This window comes from Salipiger sp. 1_MG-2023 (genome assembly GCF_030547555.1).
Taxonomy (GTDB): domain Bacteria; phylum Pseudomonadota; class Alphaproteobacteria; order Rhodobacterales; family Rhodobacteraceae; genus Salipiger.
This window is the reverse complement of record NZ_JAUOQN010000075.1, coordinates 1-16,622: the sequence shown is the minus strand read 5'-3', so window position 1 is coordinate 16,622 and position 16,622 is coordinate 1. Positions and strand designations below refer to the sequence as shown.

17 protein-coding genes and 1 pseudogene are annotated in these 16,622 nt (G+C 61.8%); 9 read left to right on the top strand and 9 right to left on the bottom strand.

Features of this window, described 5'->3' with window-relative positions; translation table 11 throughout:
* From Q4543_RS21775 to Q4543_RS21765, 3 genes and pseudogenes are all read right to left on the bottom strand, one after another.
* Positions 1-119 (bottom strand): annotated as a pseudogene (locus Q4543_RS21775) (IS110 family transposase); the annotation flags it as partial.
* Positions 120-210: 91 nt separating this feature from the next.
* Positions 211-954, bottom strand: coding sequence for an ABC transporter permease (locus tag Q4543_RS21770; RefSeq protein ID WP_303441833.1), 744 nt, complete (start codon positions 952-954; stop codon positions 211-213).
* 1 nt (position 955) lies between these two features.
* A complete protein-coding gene (locus Q4543_RS21765) occupies positions 956-1,717 on the bottom strand; it encodes an ABC transporter permease (RefSeq protein WP_303441831.1) in 762 nt (253 codons plus the stop codon).
* Between the two features lie 185 nt (positions 1,718-1,902).
* On the opposite strand from Q4543_RS21765, the gene Q4543_RS21760 reads away from it, so the two are divergent.
* Positions 1,903-3,357 (top strand): amidase, encoded by a 1,455-nt coding sequence (locus Q4543_RS21760; RefSeq protein ID WP_303441829.1) that lies wholly within the window; start codon positions 1,903-1,905, stop codon positions 3,355-3,357.
* 219 nt (positions 3,358-3,576) lie between these two features.
* Here the strand turns inward: Q4543_RS21760 and Q4543_RS21755 are convergent, their stop codons facing one another.
* The 6 genes from Q4543_RS21755 to Q4543_RS21730 form a co-directional block, all read right to left on the bottom strand.
* Complete coding sequence (locus Q4543_RS21755) at positions 3,577-4,578, bottom strand: ABC transporter substrate-binding protein (protein WP_303441828.1); 1,002 nt, start codon at positions 4,576-4,578, stop codon at positions 3,577-3,579.
* A gap of 305 nt (positions 4,579-4,883) precedes the next feature.
* Positions 4,884-5,585, bottom strand: coding sequence for a GntR family transcriptional regulator (locus Q4543_RS21750; RefSeq protein ID WP_216002775.1), 702 nt, complete (start codon positions 5,583-5,585; stop codon positions 4,884-4,886).
* A gap of 102 nt (positions 5,586-5,687) precedes the next feature.
* Positions 5,688-6,476 (bottom strand): alpha/beta fold hydrolase, encoded by a 789-nt coding sequence (locus Q4543_RS21745; protein ID WP_303441826.1) that lies wholly within the window; start codon positions 6,474-6,476, stop codon positions 5,688-5,690.
* Positions 6,473-7,753: an LLM class flavin-dependent oxidoreductase gene (locus Q4543_RS21740; RefSeq protein ID WP_303441824.1), complete on the bottom strand. Its 1,281-nt coding sequence runs from the start codon at positions 7,751-7,753 to the stop codon at positions 6,473-6,475. Before Q4543_RS21740 ends, Q4543_RS21745 begins: the two co-directional genes overlap by 4 nt.
* Positions 7,750-8,589 carry a class II aldolase/adducin family protein gene (locus Q4543_RS21735; RefSeq protein ID WP_303441822.1) on the bottom strand — a complete coding sequence of 280 codons (840 nt, stop codon included), beginning with the start codon at positions 8,587-8,589 and terminating at the stop codon, positions 7,750-7,752. The genes Q4543_RS21740 and Q4543_RS21735 overlap by 4 nt, the downstream gene beginning before the upstream one ends.
* Positions 8,576-9,175, bottom strand: a complete 600-nt coding sequence (locus Q4543_RS21730) for a hypothetical protein (RefSeq protein ID WP_303441820.1) — start codon at positions 9,173-9,175, stop codon at positions 8,576-8,578. The genes Q4543_RS21735 and Q4543_RS21730 overlap by 14 nt, the downstream gene beginning before the upstream one ends.
* A gap of 242 nt (positions 9,176-9,417) precedes the next feature.
* Between Q4543_RS21730 and Q4543_RS21725 the strand changes: the two genes are divergently transcribed.
* The 8 genes from Q4543_RS21725 to Q4543_RS24665 all read left to right on the top strand — a co-directional run bounded on the left by Q4543_RS21725 (position 9,418) and on the right by Q4543_RS24665 (position 16,549).
* Positions 9,418-10,200, top strand: a complete 783-nt coding sequence (locus tag Q4543_RS21725; protein ID WP_303441818.1) for an SDR family oxidoreductase — start codon at positions 9,418-9,420, stop codon at positions 10,198-10,200.
* On the top strand, positions 10,200-11,330 hold the full coding sequence (locus tag Q4543_RS21720; protein WP_303441816.1) for a pyridoxal phosphate-dependent aminotransferase: 1,131 nt from the start codon (positions 10,200-10,202) through the stop codon (positions 11,328-11,330). The genes Q4543_RS21725 and Q4543_RS21720 overlap by 1 nt, the downstream gene beginning before the upstream one ends.
* A gap of 11 nt (positions 11,331-11,341) precedes the next feature.
* A complete protein-coding gene (locus Q4543_RS21715; RefSeq protein WP_303441815.1) occupies positions 11,342-12,220 on the top strand; it encodes an alpha/beta fold hydrolase in 879 nt (292 codons plus the stop codon).
* Between the two features lie 3 nt (positions 12,221-12,223).
* Complete coding sequence (locus Q4543_RS21710) at positions 12,224-13,492, top strand: M20 family metallo-hydrolase (RefSeq protein ID WP_303441812.1); 1,269 nt, start codon at positions 12,224-12,226, stop codon at positions 13,490-13,492.
* Entirely contained in the window at positions 13,489-14,415 is a 927-nt protein-coding gene (locus Q4543_RS21705) for a hypothetical protein (RefSeq protein WP_303441810.1), read from the top strand. The genes Q4543_RS21710 and Q4543_RS21705 overlap by 4 nt, the downstream gene beginning before the upstream one ends.
* The gene (locus Q4543_RS21700; RefSeq protein WP_303441808.1) at positions 14,415-14,747 is read left to right on the top strand and encodes a hypothetical protein; all 333 of its coding nucleotides are present in this window, start codon (positions 14,415-14,417) and stop codon (positions 14,745-14,747) included. The genes Q4543_RS21705 and Q4543_RS21700 overlap by 1 nt, the downstream gene beginning before the upstream one ends.
* 38 nt (positions 14,748-14,785) lie before the next feature.
* Positions 14,786-15,583, top strand: coding sequence for an ABC transporter ATP-binding protein (locus tag Q4543_RS21695; RefSeq protein WP_303441806.1), 798 nt, complete (start codon positions 14,786-14,788; stop codon positions 15,581-15,583).
* Between the two features lie 462 nt (positions 15,584-16,045).
* Positions 16,046-16,549, top strand: a complete 504-nt coding sequence (locus Q4543_RS24665) for a transposase family protein (RefSeq protein WP_368502179.1) — start codon at positions 16,046-16,048, stop codon at positions 16,547-16,549.
* Positions 16,550-16,622 lie beyond the last annotated feature (73 nt).

The window sequence follows — 16,622 nt, the reverse complement described above, 5'->3', positions numbered from 1 at the left end:
TCCAACACCTGCGCTCGCCGCAGCTTCTTGCGCAGTACCGCGTGACCAGCGCCATCGGCTCCATGCACTTGGAGCACTTTCTTTGCCAGACCGAGTCCGACCGTGATAATCTCCGACATGACCGCTCTCCTTTTGTGGATCCTCGCAGACCCACCTTGGCACACAGATGCTGTCGGGGGGCGCTTACATCATCAGAGCCGCGCGCAACCATCAGCGCCACCAGATGAATTTCGCGTCCAGCCCGGCAAGGATGCCATACAGGATCAGGCTTCCTGCCGAGGCCACGATGACGGCAGCCCACACCGTCACATAATCGACGATCGCCGTCGCCTGGTAAATGGTCTGCCCGATGCCCGAATAGGCGCCGAGCATCTCGGTCACGATGACGGTGATCGTCGCACGCGACAGCCCCACCCGCATCCCTGTCATGATGGACGGCAGCGAGGCGGGAAATTGCAGTTTCAGCAGGACATGCAGGCGACTTGCCCCGAAACTGCGCAGCAGGTTGATCTGACCCTGAGGGCAGGATTTCAGCCCGCTCACAGCGTTCAGAAGCACAACGAAGCTGACGGCGAGCGCGGCCATGGCCACCTTGGATTCATCGCCCAAGCCGAACCAGATCAGCATCAGCGGAACAAATGCGGCGGTCGGCACAGATGACACGGCGACCGCAACCGGCATGATCAGGTCATGAGCCCAGTCCGACAGTACCATGACCAGCGCGAGCGCCATGCCGATCAGGCTGCCGATCAGAAACCCGATCAGCGTGTTCTTCAGCGTAACGGTGACATTGCTGCCAAGCATGCCCGACTTGTCCCAGATGCCCCCAGAAATCTCGATGGGTGAAGGCAGGATATAGGCGGGCAGGTCCAGGATCATGACCATCATCTGCCAGATCAGGAACAGCAGGAAGATCGAGACGGCCGGCAGGAGCGCCCTGTTGAGATAAGTCATGTCATTTCCACCAGATATAGCGTTTTTCGATCCGGCTCAGCAGGACGAACAGGATCTGACCGATGAGCCCGAGAAGCAGGATGAGAAGCCAGACGCGCTCGGTGTCCTCGAAGTACAGACTTTGCAGCAGCAGCGTGCCAAGGCCCCGCGTATCGCCGAACCATTCCCCCACCAGCGCGCCCACGAGGCTGAGCTGAATGCCGATCTTCAGGCCCGTCATGATCGAGGACAGAGCCGTGGGAAGGGACACGGTGCGAAAGATCCTGAACTTGCTGGCCCCAAAACTGCGAAGCAACTTGAGCAACTCGGGGTCGGTGCGGTCAAGGCCACGTGCCGTATTCACTGCCACGGGAAAGAAGGTGAGGTAGAGAGCAATCACCACCTTTGAAACCATGCCGTTGCCGAACCAGATGACCACGATCGCCCCGAAGGCGATGATCGGTACGGTCTGCAGCGCGACGAAGATCGGCAGCAGCATCTGCTCGGCCTTTTTCGACCACCAGAACAGCAAGCCGCTGCTGATGCCGATTACCGCTCCGGCGATAAAGCCGAAGACGGTTTCCGTCAGAGTGTAGATCGTGCTGTCGAGCAGGTCGCCCCAGATATTGAACCCGCTCAGCAGCACATCCGGCAGCGCCGGCAGCGTCTGGGCGGATATTCCGAACAACGGCACGGTGACCAGCCACAAGATCAGCACCATCGCACCGACAGCCGGTGAGCTTCTGAGGAGGCGTGTGAGAGGTGAGAGATGTTTTTCCGTCATGGTATTTTCTTCATTGTTTCTGCTTCCTTGCCGGTAAGGCCAGCACAACGATGTCCGACCGGTTCCCTGCTTGGTAGGAGAAGGCCGGACCGATCGCACTCAAAAGAGCACCGGATCAATGGCCCTGTTTTCTTGTGCCCAAGTTTTCACGTTGGTCGAAGCCGATATGCACAAAATTGATCATAATGAATCTTCAAACTAACTTAATGCATGCAGAAAAAGAAATTTCGTGTAACTCAGAGGCTATGGAAAATTCGAATCTCTGGTCGCTGACCATCACGGATGCCGCGCTTGCACTGGACGCGGGCACTGTCACCTCCCGCCACCTTACCGAAGCCGTCTTGGAGCGTATCGCGTCGCTCGACCCGGCGCTGCATGCCTATACTCGGCTGACGCCAGACTTGGCATTGGCCGACGCGGACCGGGCCGATGCGGATCGCAACGAAGGCCGGCTGACGGGCCCTCTGCAAGGGATTCCCATCGCTGTGAAGGACGCCATCGACGACCCCGATGCGCCCGCCACCTTCGGAAATCCGGCACTTCATTCCGCCCATCCCGGCGGCTCGTCGACAGTCATGACCCGGCTCTGCGCCGCCGGAGCCGTCCGGCTTGGCAAGCTGACGCTGAGCGAAGGCGTCTGGGTCGAGCATCACGCCAGCGTTCCGCCCCCCCTGAACCCATACGGGCCGGACCACTGGACCGGCACCTCCTCCAGCGGTTCCGGCGTCGCCCTGACTGCGGGGTTGACCTTTGGCAGCATCGGTACCGACACCGGCGGATCCATCCGCCTTCCCTCTGGGTGCTGCGGTGTGACAGGGTTGAAGCCAACATGGGGCAGGATCAGCACTTTCGGGGTGCATCCCCTGTCGCCTGCCTTCGATACTGTAGGGCCGATGGCGCGCACGGCGCGCGACGTGGCCTTGCTCATGGATGCCGTAGCCGGGCATGACTCGAGGGATCCGACCAGCCTGTCCGCCCCGATCGCGCCCTGCCGCGTGGGCGGACCACAGGATCTGCACGGCCTTCGTCTTGGTTTGCCCACCCGGGAAATCGCGATCTCCGATCTGGCGGTTCAGGACGCCGTGGCGGAGGCGGTGCAGGTCTTCCGTCGCCTTGGCGCGCAGATTGTCGAAATCTCCCTGCCCGATCCGGAGCCGGTCATCGGCGCATGGAGCGTGATTTCTTCCGCCGAGGCCGCCGCGCTGCACCGCGACAGTTACCTCGCGCATGCAGACATCTACGGTAAAGCCCTGACCGATCTGATCCTGCGCGGACAAAACCGGACCTCGGCGCAGATCGCCGACGCCAAGGTGCAGGTTCGACGGCATCGCGAGCAAATGGCAGCGGCCTTCTCGGGCGTCGATGCGGTTCTGTTGCCCGCCTTGCCCGTCGGTGGTCCTTCGAACGCCTTCATGGGCAGCTTCGCCTCCGACGAAGCGTCTACTCAGGTGATCGGGCGCTATACCGTGCCCTTCAGTACCAGCGGCTTTCCCACGCTGACAGTCCCCTGCGGACGCTCGAGTGCCGGGATTCCCATCGGGCTGCAGATCTGCGGCGCGCCGATGTCTGAGGCTTTGCTCTGTAGTATAGGAGCTGCTTTTCAGGATGTTACGCTTTGGCACGGCGTTGCGGACATCTAAGACAGCGCCCACGTGCCGTCTGCACCGGGTGGCCCCGCCAGCGGTCTGCGGACCAGCGGCTGAGGCCGCCCAAGGTCATCGCCGCAGCGCTGGTTTCAAAGTGAACGAGCATCTCGTCATAATTCCCGAAGCCATTGAGCAGCTTGTGCATGACGCGTCTGTACAAAACAGTTCAGGGCACCTGAGGGTGCCCTGAACCTCGTTGCAGGTGACGGGGCGTTACTTGGCCACGGTCTTGTATTCGGCAGGGACGTTTTCCCAGAAAGACGAGTCGAAGGCGGTGGTGATGTCGACGGATTCGTCGATGGCCTTGTACTTGACCAAATTCTTCTCGATGGTGCTGATGGCATCCATGTTCAGATAGCCGAGGCCCTCGCTAGTGCCGGTGGTGCCGGTCATCAGTTCCTGCACCTTTTCAAGCATCTTGGTCTGGTGATCGCGGTCAAGGCCGGTGCCCGCATCCATCACCATGTCGATGGCTTCCTCGGGGTGTTCGAAGGCATATTTCCAACCGCGCAGCGTCGCGTCCAGAAAGCCCTGCACGACCTCGGGTTTCTCTGCGATCATCTTGTCGGAAGTGATGATGGCGTCCTGCTGGGACACCATGCCGCTGTCTTCGGGCGAGATGACAACCAGATCGGTCAGGCCCTTTGCCAGCAGCGTATTGTATTCGTTGTAAAGCGTAGCAGTCGCCACGTCGAACTCACCATCGATGAAGGGCTGCAGCGTCACCGACTGCGAGATAATGTTGACGTCGCTCTGCTCTATCCCGTTGGCGGCCAGCACTGAATACAGCACGTATTGCGGGCCGGTGAACCAGGTCGCGACCTTCTTGCCCTTGAAATCGGCAGCAGTCTTGATGCCGGAGTCGGGCTTGGTCACGTAGACATAGGGCGTGACCTGCTGGTCGATGCCGATCGCCTTGATCGGAAGACCCTTCGCGCGCGAGGCCAGCACGCCCTCGGTCCCCGAAGCGATGCCGAAGGTGTTCGCGCCGGAGGCCACCATGGTTTCCACGTTGATGTTCGGACCGCCGGGCTGAATCGTCACATCCAGGCCCTCTTCGTCATAAAAGCCCATGGCTTCGGCGACATAGGGGCCAGCGAACTGCGCTTGCGTCAGCCATTTGAGGCGTAAGGTCACCTCTTCGTCGGCCTGCGCGGAGGTGGCGCAGATGACGGCAGCGGCGGCTAGGAGAGGGGCAGAGAATGTCTTCATCATGTCGTTCACGTATGCAACCATTTTGCTTCAGGATGCCCAAGAGTAGCAAGTCGTGAACACCTGGGAATCAAACCCGGGATTTTGCTGCAGTATTCGTATAGAATGCCGATATTTTGACCGGATCAGCCTCCATCTGGCCATTCGGCTCGCATCAAATATACAGATATTGAGTTGTAGAGTACAAAGGTCCGATGCGCGGACTAAGCGGTGGCCGTGAAGCGCAAAGCCGCGCACCGCCATCAGCATGCCGCCCGCAATCAGAAGGTGCGTGCGCGATACCTGCGGCCCCAAGGGCCGCCGGTGCATCAGCCCAGAAGATGAGGCGGAATCGTCGCGATGAAATCGGAGAGATGGTCGCCCAGCAGGCGCACATGCTCGCTGGCGGCAACCATGGCACGATCGGAATCTCCGGCGTCGATCGCGTCGATGATTTCCTGATGCTCGGACAAAGTCGCGCGCATCTTGCCCGGCTGAAAGGTCACCTGCCGGCGATACGGTGACAGGCGAAGCCGCAGCGCAATGGTCTGGTCCGCCAGGAAATGCGTATGGGCTGCCTTATAGAGAAGGTCGTGAAAATCTTCGTTTATCTTGTAGAAGGCTTCGGGATCCCCCTCCTCGAAAGCGGCGATCAGCTGCTGCTGAATCGCCAGCATCTGGGTTTTCTCTTGGTGAGTGATGCGGCGCGCCGCCAGCCGGGCACACAACCCTTCCAAGGCTGCCATCAGGTCGAACATTTCGATCAGCACCGGCACCGAAAGGGTCGAGACCATCGTGCCCTGTCGTCCGCGCACCTCGGCAAGCCCTGTCGCAACCAGCGCCTTGATCGCCTCGCGGACCGGGGTACGGGAAACCTTGAAACGGTTGGCAATCTCGGTTTCGTCCAGGCGATCACCGGGCTTGAGCTGACCTTCGACGATCATCCCTTCCAGATCCCTGCGCAACTCTTCTGCACGTGTCGGTTGTCGACGGCCTGTCTTCTCGAAATAGGATTCGACGGTTTCGGTCATGCAGTAGTTTCCAATAACTTGCCGTAGTGTTCCAAGGGAACATATACAGGATCAGGCGTTTGAACATGCAGCGTATGACGAGCCGCGTTCATTTCAAAGTTTTTAAAGCTGGTCAAGTTCGACGAGCAGCTGGGGCACCAGCTGCTCTGGCATTTCGAGCTGGGGGAAATGCCCGGATCCATAAATCGCCTGCGGCACCTCCGACAGGCACTCCAGTGGCGCACGGCGATGGGCAGCATCGAGCCCTACGGAATTGATCAGCCTTAACGGCACCTTTACATGCACCAGTCGGTCTGCAATCCGCCAAGCGAACATTGCATCCCGCATCTCCAACAGATCCTCGGGGCGCGCTGCCAGGATATTCCTGGCTATCTGCGCGCGCAGTCCCTGCCCTGTATCCGGGGCCGTAATCGCGTCAATCATGCGTCGCGCCTCGCCCTCCAGATCGGCCCCGAAGGTCTTGCGCCGGGCTGCGATTTGCACAGCATCCGAGCCGCCATAGTAGAACCCGTCGGCAAGCGTATCCAGGCCGATCATCCCGGCCACTCGATCGGGCGCGGCCAGCCCGGCCTCGATGACCACCGGCCCGCCCATCGAATGCCCCAGCAGGATCGCTGGCGACAGATCTGCAGCGGTCAAGGCTGCCGCCACCCCTTGCCCCATGGCGGCCATCGAGACAGGCCCGCGTAAGGGGGCACCGGCCCCTCCCGGCATCTCTGCCAGCAGAACGCGAAAGCGCGCGGCCAGCCCGGGAACGACGGCGTTCCACTGCGCCGCCTGTCCGCCCCAGCCGTGGACCAGCACCAGAACTGGCCCTGCCCCGCCTGCGTCGATCAACCGGAACGTACCCACCTCGGCATCGATCGAGACCAAGTCGGCCCAACCGTTCACGCCGGCAGCCCCAGCTTGTCGCGCAACGTACCCTCGACGTAGGCGGTCTTGTACAGGCCGCGCTCTTGCAGGATTGGCACGACAAGGTCGACGAAGTCGCTCAGCCCATCCATGAACCAGCCCGGCATAATGTTGAACCCGTCGGCCGCCCCGCATTCGAACCATTCCTGTAGGGTATCAGCGATCTGCTCGGCGGAACCGCACAAAACCCAGTGGCCACGCGCCGCCGCGACCAGAGCGTAAAGGTCGCGCAGCGACATGTCCTCGCGCCGGGCTTTGGACAGCATCGCTTGAGCGAAAGCATGGTAGGCGTCGTTTTCGCCAAGGTCTGGCACCGGCCCATCCAGCGGATAGCTGGACATGTCGGTGTTGAAACGCTCGGACAGCATCCCGAGGGCGGTCCCATCGTCGACAAAGCTCATCAGGCGGGTCAGCTTGGCGCGCGCCTCTTGCTCTGTCCGTCCGACCACAGGCATCACGCCCGGCATCACGACAAGCTTGTCAGCGCTGCGCCCATTCTTCGGCAGACGCGCCTTGAGGCCCGCGTAAAAAGCCGCGGCCCCGTCGCGGTCCTGCGTCACGGTAAAGACGACATCGGCATGTTTCGCCGCCAACTCCTGACCGGCTTCGGACCCGCCGGCCTGAAGGATCAGCGGGCGCCCCTGCGGCGAGCGCGAGATATTGATTGGCCCCTTCACCTTGAAGAACGCACCGTCGTGATTCACCGGATGGATCCGGCCCGGGTCGAAATACTGCCCCGTCTTTGTATCCTTCGGGGTCGCCCCCGGCTCCCAAGCCGTCCAGAGCGCCTTCACCACCTCGATAAATTCGGCAGACCGCTCATAGCGCCGCGCATGATCGGGATGCGACGTGCCGAAATTCGCCGCCGCCTGTGGCGCGGAGGTGGTGACGGAATTCCACGCCGCCCGGCCACCAGAGATATGGTCAAGCGAGGAGAACGCCCGCGCCAGCGTCCAGGGATCGCCGTATGTGGTCGAAGAGGTCGCGCCCAGCCCCACATGCGTTGTCTGCATCGCGATGGCAGACAGCATGGTCAGCGGCTCCAGCCGCGAACAGTAGGACGGATGCGCCTTGGGGTCGGCGTTCAGATTGTCGCCCATGAAGATCAGGTCGAACAGCCCGCGCTCGGCTTCCTGACAGATCGCGGTGATCTGCGCGATATCCTCGAAGCCATCCACCGCTCCGGGCATACGCCAGCCCGAAATGTGGCTGCCCGTTCCCAGCAGGAACAGGCCCAGACGGATTTCCCGGCTCATACCCGGTAACCCGCATCCACGCGGTCGAGATCGCGCATCAGACCTGGCCATTCCCGCTCGCCCGGAATGAGGATATCGCCCTTCAGTTCCCAGAACTGGCGTGCCGCCTTTTCGCAGACCTCGGGGGAGGGAAGCACCAACTCGATACCAGAGGCACAGGCGGCCTGCATCTGCAGCTGGATCTTCGCCGCGCGTTCGAAATAGTAGAGCAGCATGAAGGCTTCACCCGGGGTGCGCCCGCAGGTCAGAATCCCGTGATTGCGCATCAGCATGACCGGGTGGTCGGCGAGGTGGGCGACGATGCGCTGCTGTTCGGCCTCGTCGATCGCCACGCCTTCATAGGCGTGAAAGCCCTGCCGGTTGTAGAAACGCATCGCGAATTGCGACAGGGGCAGCAAACCGTCCGGCTGCCCGGACACGGCAGTCGACGCGTCAGAATGAGTATGCAGCACGCAATGGGCGTCAGCACGGCTCTTGTGCACTGCGGCGTGGATGACGAAGGCGGCCTTGTTCACCGTGTGCGCGGTTTCTTCGATCACGTCGCCGACAGTGTTGATTTTCACCAGCGAAGACGCCGTGATCTCGTTGAACATCAGTCCGTAGGGGTTGATCAGAAACTGGTCCGTCGTGCCCGGCACGCGGAGCGAGATATGGTTATAGATAAGGTCGTCGAGGCCAAGCCTGGCCACCATGCGATAGGCCGCAGCAAGCGAGACGCGGGCCTCCCACTCGGTGTCAGAGTAGTGTTCGGGTTTGGCGTAGTCCGTCATGACGACGTTCCTTTCTTGGTTATTCATGTCGACGATCAGCTCTCGATGCCGTTCATCGCCATCCATTGAGGGAATTTTCTTCAGCAGCAGGGGCGGGATTGGCGGAGACGGCGCGACCGTCACCTCGGCAGACGTCTTGCCCCTTTGCCCAAGGGATTCCCGCGGTGCGATGGCGATCCGGATCGCGTTGATAACGAGTCACTGTACGATGAGAGCCGACCCTAGAAGGCCGTTCCAGAAAAGCAGGACGGCCACCAGACCCGGCGTCCGCGGCGGCGGCGTCAGCCAAGGCCCGAAGCCGCCATTCTGCGCAACGGTCCGGCGCGGTAACGCGCGTAATTTGGATTACCGAGGAGAAAAGACGGTCGCGCCGCTCCGCGATGCACATCACACTCTGGCTCGGATCCTTCTGCCCGACAATCATGCGCATGGTCATGAACGCGCCGCATCCGGAAGGCCCGAGCATCACGAGGCGCTCGCCATCCTCGACCTGCGGGCCGAGCGCAGAAATCGTGTTGGTGCCCGCGCCTTGGAAGGTCTTGCCGAAGCGTTTCAGTCTGGCCTGAGCCATGATCATCCTACCGGAGAGATATTTCTGCGAAGTTGCGTGGCCCAACCCTAAACCCCAGATACCCGCATCCGTAAACAGCATCTATGCATACTCAACCTCATTTATGGAACACGATTTCCAAAGTGCGGAAAATCTTTGCTTCCGCCCCCGAGAAAACACATTTCCTGATCTATCCCGATGTGAGTGCGCGAAAATGCTGAACTATCGGGCAAATTTCATGGAATGAGGCTGCGCTTTGCCGTTTGATCCGCACTGAAGCATGGACAGCAAATGACATTCATGTATGCAGAATTAAGAAACATGCATTCACACTGGAGTTTTCGATGGAACTGAACCTGACCGGCAAGACGGCGCTGATCACCGGCGCATCCAAGGGGATCGGCTATGCCTGTGCACTGACCTTGGCCGCCGAGGGCTGCAACCTGCATCTTGCTGCTCGCAACGGTGACGCGCTGAATGCCCTGAAGGCCAGAATCGAAGCAGAGTACGATGTGATCGTCACGCTGCACCCTGCCGACCTGGGCACGACCGAATCCATGACCGCCCTCGACACCGCCGTCGGTGATTACGACATCCTGATCAACAACGCCGGCGACATTCCTGCCGGCTCCATCGAGGACGTTACCGATGAGGAGCTGCGCAAGGGCTTCGACCTCAAGGTTTTCGGCTACATCACCTTGTCCCGCCTGTTCTGGCAGAAGCGCAAGGGCAAGGCCGATAGCGTCATCATCAACGTCATCGGCAACTCCGGCGAGAACTGGGATGCATCCTATTTCGCGGGCTCGACCGGCAACGCCTCGCTGATGTCATTTACCAAGGCACTGGGCGGGCGCTCGCTGGACGAAGGCATCCGCGTCGTCGGCGTAAACCCCGGCCCGGTCGACACCGATCGCATGCTCAAGATCATGAAGCGCAAAGCCATCGACATGCTAGGGGACGAAAGTCGCTGGGAAGAGCTGTACGCGAAGTATCCCGGCAAGCGCCCGGCGACGGCGCAGGAAGTGGCCGATCTCTGCGCCTTCCTTGCCTCGCCCAAGGCTGGCTACATCTCCGGTACCGTCGTCACCATCGACGGCGGCATCGCGGCGCGCGGTTCGGTGATCTGATGGCTGATCTCTCTGTTCGCAACCGATACTTCGACGAGCTCTTCAAGACGCCGGGCCTGGTCTGGATGGGGCAGAACACCAACCACATCCCCGCCCACCCGGAGGTCACCGCCGCCATGGTCGCCTCGATCAAGTCCGGCGAATACAACGCCTATGCCCCCCCCTTGGGATTCGAGGACCTGCGCGCAGCTATCGTCGCCGATTTCGGGGTTCCAGGGCTTGAGGCGCTGGTGACCGAGGGCGGCGTGAACGCCCTGTCGCTGATCTGCCGCGCCCGTGCCAAACCGGGCACCACGCTGGTGACCACGGACCCCACGTGGAAATGGCCCTGCCTGTTCGCCAAGCAGCAGGGCGCCGAGGTCGTGCAGACCCCGATCTACGGGCCTGAAACCGACTACAAGCTCACGCCGGACCTGCTGCGCGCGTATATCGACGACCGTTGCGCCATCCTTTACGTGGTGGATCCCAACAATCCGCTCGGCGTCACCTACAGTGCCGAAGAGCTCGGCGCGTTCGCCGCCATCGCCAAGGAAAACGGCGCGCTTCTGGTGCACGACTGCACCTACCGTGACTTCGCCGAGGGCCACACGCCCGCCGTCGCCATCGATGCCGAGAACGCCATCTGCTCGCTGAGCTTTTCCAAGTGGCTGGGTCTTGCCGGAATGCGCATCGGCGGGCTGGTCGGCAACCCTGCCCTGATTGCTGAACTCGCTGCGGTTTCGACCTCGGTGCTGGGTGGCAGCGTCGTCGCGCAGCGCGGCGCCATGGCGGGGCTGAAGGTCAAGGATGACTGGATGAAGGATGTTCGCCGCATCGATCTTGCCAACAAGGTCAGGATCAAGGCCGCAGCCGAGGCGCTTGGCATGGCGATCCCGATCTGGCCTTCCCAAGGCAATTTTCTGATCCTCGAAACCGGTTCGACCGGCGTCTCCCCCGAAGCCATCGTCGAGGCGGCGCGCCTTGACGGCGTGATGATCCGCCAAGGCGCCTATCACACCGAGGCCTTCGGCGACCGTTTCATCAAGGTCTCGACCACCGTGCCGGAAGCCTGGGCCGGGAAGTTTGCAGACAACCTCGCCGATTACGTCGAAAAGGCCAAAAGCCTGACCGACGTGCCGGCCTTGTTCTGAGGGAGAGGGACATGTTCGCCACTGCGACAGACGGCACGAAACTCTACTATGAAATGGCAGGCGACAGCGGCTCTCCGATCCTGTTCATCCACGAATTCGGTGGAAATTACGACGCGTGGGAGCCGCAGATGAGCCAGTTCGCCCGGCGCCATCGATGCATCACCTATGCCGCCCGGGGCTATGCTCCTTCCGACATTCCTGCGGGGATCGACAGTTATTCCCAGTCGATCGCGGTCGATGACGCCATCGCGGTGCTCGACGCCGCCGGAATCGACAAGGCCCATATTGTTGGCCTGTCCATGGGCGGGTTCACCGCTTTGCACTTCGGCCTGAAGTACGCTGACCGCGCCCTGTCGCTGACCATCGCTGGCGCAGGCTATGGCTGCGAAAAGGAGACGGCCGATTATTTTCGTGGCGTCTCTCTCACGGTCGCCGACAAGTTCGAGGAAGACCCGGTCGCCTTTGCCGAGATCTACGGCCGTGGCGCCAGCCGCGTACAGTTCGAGAACAAGGACCCCCGAGAACACCTCAAGTTCGTAGCGCGCCTCGCGCGTCACGACAAGGTCGGCGCCGCCAATACGATGCGCGGCGTTCAGGCGCGCCGCCCATCATTCTGGGATCTCGAAGACGCGCTGAAAGCCTGCACGCTGCCGGCCCTGATCATGGTTGGTGACGAGGATGATCATTGCCTGCAGCCGGGCATCTACCTCAAGAAGATGATGCCCGCTTCGGGTCTGCTTATCCTGCCCAAGACCGGCCACACCCTGAATCTGGAAGAGCCCGCCCTCTTCAATCAGCACCTGGCCGAGTTCATCGCCATGGCCGAAGCCGGTGCCTGGGGCCTGCGCGACAAACGTGCTGATCCCGATCAAGTGATGAGGACCAACTGACCTATGACAGCCGCTCCCGCCACTCCCACCGTAAACGCCAGCCGCCTCTGGTCGCGCCTGATGTCAATGGCGGAAATCGGCGCGCGCGCCGACGGCGGTGTCGACCGACAGGCGCTGTCCGCGCAGGACCGCGCCGCGATGGCCCGCCTGATCGGCTGGGGCAAGGAGATCGGCCTTGCCCCGTCATTCGACACGGCGGGCAACCTGTTCCTGACCATGCCCGGCGCGCAGGACAGCGCGCCGGTGCTGATCGGCTCGCACATGGACAGCCAGCCCACCGGAGGGCGTTTCGACGGCATCTTCGGCGTGCTAGCTGCCCTCGAAGTGCTTCAAACCCTGCATGAAAATTCCATTACGCCGCCGCGCCCGGTCACGCTGGTCGCCTGGATGAACGAAGAAGGCGGCCGTTTCGCCCCCGGCATGATGGGCTCCGAGGTCTTCAACGGCGCGCGCAGCCTCGACGATATACGGGCGGTCGTCGACGCCGATGGCATCAGTGTGGCCACCGAACTGGCCCGGCTGGCCGAGGCCTTCCCCGACCTGCCTCGCCATGCCCCCGGCTTTGCCTTGCACGCCTATGTCGAACCCCATATCGAACAGGCCGACCTGCTGGAGCAGAGCGAGAGCGTCATTGGCGCTGTCACCGGCATTCAGGGCAAGAAAACCTACGAGGTCACGCTGAGCGGTAAGGAGGCCCACGCCGGAACTGAACCGATGGAACGGCGCGCCGATGCTGTGCAGGCCTTCGCCCGCGTTGCGCTCGCCATGCAGCAGGCCGCGCTCAAGGCCGGCCCCGACATCCGCTTCACCATTGGCCGGGTGGAGGTGGCACCAAACGCTCCCTCCGTCGTGCCCGCCACAGTGCGTTTCCGCATCGACCTGCGCCACCCCGACAACTCGGTGCTGGATCATACGGGTCTCGCACTAGAACAAGCGGCGCGGCGCGAGAGCGCTCCCTGCAAGGTCCGGATCCACCCCATGATCGATGCCCGCGCCAACAGCTTTTCGCCCTTCCTGCGCGCGGCGATCCTCGACAGTGCCGCCACCCGCGCATTTCCCGCGATGGAACTGCTCTCCGCCGCCGGTCACGACGCCCGCCACCTGGCGCCGCTTACCCCCTCGGCGATGATCTTCGTGCCTTGTCGCGGCGGGCTCAGCCATCACCCCGATGAATGGGCCGAGCCGGCACATCTGGCGGCCGGTGCGCAGGTGCTGCTTGACGTCACTCTGCGCGCTGCCGCCGCCTCTTTCACCCAAGGAGATCTCGGATGATCAACAATGACATGGCCGAAATGCCGGTGCAGCTGCCGCGCACACCGGCAAACGCGGCAGAGGCCCGCGGTCGCTATTTCAACTCCGGCAACGCCTTCAACCTCAAGCTTCCCCCGGTGCCGCCACGGATCCTGCACGACGAGCCCGCCCGCGCCATGGCAAAGGATGCGACAGGCTGGGTGCTCTGCGATCTCTCGAACGAGCTTGAGTGCCCCTTTCCCGCCACCACCCCACTGATGCTGGCCCGCTATGCGACCGTGCTCTCAGGCGAAACGCTGGATGTCACGCTGAACTGCACCGCGTCGATCTGGTACGTGATCGACGGCGCCGCGCAGATCGTTTTCGGTGATGAAACCGCAACGCTCGGCAAAGGCGACGTCTTCCTGTTGCCCGGCGGTGTCGGGGCCCGCATCGAGGCCAGCGAAAGCGCGGTATTCTGGGCTGTTGGCAACGATCCCCAACTTGCTTTCGAAAAGGCCCAGCCCATCACCGGCGCCGAGGCCGCGACCAGCTTCGTGCACTATCCCGCGCAAGAGATCACCTACCAGCTCGACACGGTCTACCAGCGCGACGCCAATAACAGCACCTCCGGTCACGCGCTGATCTTCTCGGCCGAGCGAACTGTCGACAGCCGCAACATTGCGCCCACGCTGACCCTGTCGCTGAACACGTTGAAGCCGAACAGCTTTCAGCCCCCGCACAAGCACAACTCGGCCGCGCTGACACTGGCCGTCGCCGGCGATCCGGCCTATTCCATGGTTGACGAGCTGAAATGCGACTGGAGCCCTTGGGCCACCCTGCTGACCCCGCCGGCAGCCAAGCACAGCCACCACAACGACGGCGACACCCGCGCCGAGTTCCTGATCGTGCAAGACGGCGGCCTCTACTACCATGCCCGTACCATGGGGTTCGAGTTCTACTGATGCGCCTCGTCATTGATACCGACCGTTCTGGCAGGGACTGCGTCTCGCGGTTGCCGACCATGTCCACTCCCGGCGTCGGGCCTGAAGCGTTGACGGCCTGCAACGACACTGTGCATGTCGTCCAGCAGGCCCGAAACGCCGTCGCAGCACCACTGCCGGAGCTCTATTGCAGAGGTTCCGCGACGCCCGGCGTGGCCACCCAGCAGAGCCACATCCTGGGCATCAGCGCACGGCCCGCACGCTGGCCCAGTTGCCACGACAATATCCGCGTCATCCTGCCCACCGACAACGACGCCTACGTTCCCATGGTCCAAGCCGCCCTCTACGCATGATCAGCCACCTCCCCGAAACGCTCACGCCGGAGCCCACAATGTCCGAAACAACCAAGCCGATCCTGGATCTGCGCAACCTTTCCAAGACCTTTGGAGAAGTTCAGGCGCTTTCCAACGTGAACCTCAAGGTGGCACCGGGTGAATTCGTTACCCTCGTCGGCCCCTCGGGCTGCGGCAAGTCCACCCTGTTCAGCCTGCTCTCGGGGCTCGAGGACGCCGACGCCGGTTCGACCGTCCGGTTCGAGGACCGCTCGGTGATGTCCAAGGATCTGCTCGGCAAGGTCTCCTTCATGCCGCAGCGCGATCTTCTTCTGGCCTGGCGAAACGTCATCGACAACGCCATCCTGCCGCTCGAGATGGAAGGCGCGAACCGCAGCCAGGCCCGAAAGCAGGCCCAGAGGATGCTACCGGAATTCGGCCTCGCCGGCTTTGCCGACAAGTTTCCACACGAACTCTCCGGAGGGATGCGACAGCGCGTGGCGCTGATGCGCACGTTCCTGTTCAAGCGCGACCTAATGTTGCTCGACGAGCCCTTCGGCGCGTTGGATGCCCTGACGCGGACGATGATGCAGCGCTGGCTTCTCGATGTCTGGCAGAAGCACAAGCGTACGGTGCTCTTCATCACCCACGATGTGGACGAGGCGATCTTCCTCGGCGACCGCGTGCTGGTGATGTCCGCGCGCCCTGGCGGGATCAAGCTGGAACGAAAGGTCGACCTGCCCCGCCCACGCAACGCTGATGCTGTCACTTCGCCCGAATTCATTTCGCTGAAACGCGATCTTCTCGACGCGATCGAAGAGGAAAGCATGAAGACTTTCGGCGCCGTCCAGACCTGACTCCGGCCTGCTGAACCCTCAATCATAACGAGAGGCTGCTGGGTGTAAGCAGGCAGGAAATTTTGGGGACAGCTCCGTTGCACAAATCAGCTGAAGGCCGGATGCCCCCTTTCCCGGAGGGACTCATCCCACGGCTTCCGTGACGGGTATGCCGAGCGCGGTGAAACCGTTCAGCACGGCGCTTGAGCGCCTCGTTGTAGGGGGGCCAGTTCTTGGTCTTGTAGGCGGGCGGTATGGGTTGGCTCATGCCACCTTAATCGCCCCGGGTTTGTCGGAGACCATCAACTTAAGTAAGGATGATGGTTATGAAAAAAACAAAATGGCAAATCGCTACTCGCCTGAGGTCTCCGCGCGTGCGGTCCGGATGGTGTTCGAGCATCAAGGCTTGTGAACAGGCATGGAAAGCTGGCTCTGACGCAGATTGTGTGATGTTTTGCGCCTTAATCTCTACATTTGGCATGGATGGTGAAGGGGATGAGTGCCATGACAGGACGTTTCGACACCAGACTATTGCCTGAAGGACTTCGCGCTACCGGATACAGCGTTGACGGCGCAAATCTCGCGATTGACGCAGAGGTTATGGACGCCGAGGTAATTTGTCCGGGTTGCGGACAGCGATCTTCACGTCGGCATGGACGTTATGTCCGGCACCTCATGGATTTTCCAGCGCATGGTCGTTCCGTAAAGGTGCGCTTGTCGGTGCGGCGGTTTCGCTGTGTTGTGTCGCATTGTCCCACGACGACTTTCAGCGAGAGAGTTCCAGATTGCCTCGCTTATCGTCATGGCCGCCGGACCGGGCGCTTTCAGAATCTCGTCGCCTACCTTGGTCGCGCCATGGGCGGTCGCCCGGCCCAGGCTCTTGGACGCCGGATGCGGTTCGGAGTGAGCAAGGATACCTTCCTCCGGGGGGCTGCGACGGGTGCGCGGACCATGGGGTTTGAACCGCGTGTCATCGGGGCCGACTGACCTGCCACGGGATTTTTTCTCCATTTGAAATTAGAGTCCGACCCAACGAAGGGACGGACAATGAAGCGAACGA

What these genes read in the sequence shown, in the direction of transcription:
- Q4543_RS21725 (WP_303441818.1), top strand. Translation starts at nt 9,418, where the DNA reads ATGGAACTGAACCTGACCGGCAAGACGGCGCTGATCACCGGCGCATCC.
- Q4543_RS21760 (WP_303441829.1), top strand. Translation starts at nt 1,903, where the DNA reads ATGAATCTTCAAACTAACTTAATGCATGCAGAAAAAGAAATTTCGTGT.
- Q4543_RS21750 (WP_216002775.1), bottom strand. Translation starts at nt 5,585, where the DNA reads ATGACCGAAACCGTCGAATCCTATTTCGAGAAGACAGGCCGTCGACAA.
- Q4543_RS24665 (WP_368502179.1), top strand. Translation starts at nt 16,046, where the DNA reads ATGGTGAAGGGGATGAGTGCCATGACAGGACGTTTCGACACCAGACTA.
- Q4543_RS21770 (WP_303441833.1), bottom strand. Translation starts at nt 954, where the DNA reads ATGACTTATCTCAACAGGGCGCTCCTGCCGGCCGTCTCGATCTTCCTG.
- Q4543_RS21715 (WP_303441815.1), top strand. Translation starts at nt 11,342, where the DNA reads ATGTTCGCCACTGCGACAGACGGCACGAAACTCTACTATGAAATGGCA.
- Q4543_RS21755 (WP_303441828.1), bottom strand. Translation starts at nt 4,578, where the DNA reads ATGATGAAGACATTCTCTGCCCCTCTCCTAGCCGCCGCTGCCGTCATC.
- Q4543_RS21720 (WP_303441816.1), top strand. Translation starts at nt 10,200, where the DNA reads ATGGCTGATCTCTCTGTTCGCAACCGATACTTCGACGAGCTCTTCAAG.
- Q4543_RS21730 (WP_303441820.1), bottom strand. Translation starts at nt 9,175, where the DNA reads ATGCTGTTTACGGATGCGGGTATCTGGGGTTTAGGGTTGGGCCACGCA.
- Q4543_RS21700 (WP_303441808.1), top strand. Translation starts at nt 14,415, where the DNA reads ATGCGCCTCGTCATTGATACCGACCGTTCTGGCAGGGACTGCGTCTCG.
- Q4543_RS21710 (WP_303441812.1), top strand. Translation starts at nt 12,224, where the DNA reads ATGACAGCCGCTCCCGCCACTCCCACCGTAAACGCCAGCCGCCTCTGG.
- Q4543_RS21740 (WP_303441824.1), bottom strand. Translation starts at nt 7,753, where the DNA reads ATGAGCCGGGAAATCCGTCTGGGCCTGTTCCTGCTGGGAACGGGCAGC.
- Q4543_RS21695 (WP_303441806.1), top strand. Translation starts at nt 14,786, where the DNA reads ATGTCCGAAACAACCAAGCCGATCCTGGATCTGCGCAACCTTTCCAAG.
- Q4543_RS21765 (WP_303441831.1), bottom strand. Translation starts at nt 1,717, where the DNA reads ATGACGGAAAAACATCTCTCACCTCTCACACGCCTCCTCAGAAGCTCA.
- Q4543_RS21735 (WP_303441822.1), bottom strand. Translation starts at nt 8,589, where the DNA reads ATGGATGGCGATGAACGGCATCGAGAGCTGATCGTCGACATGAATAAC.
- Q4543_RS21705 (WP_303441810.1), top strand. Translation starts at nt 13,489, where the DNA reads ATGATCAACAATGACATGGCCGAAATGCCGGTGCAGCTGCCGCGCACA.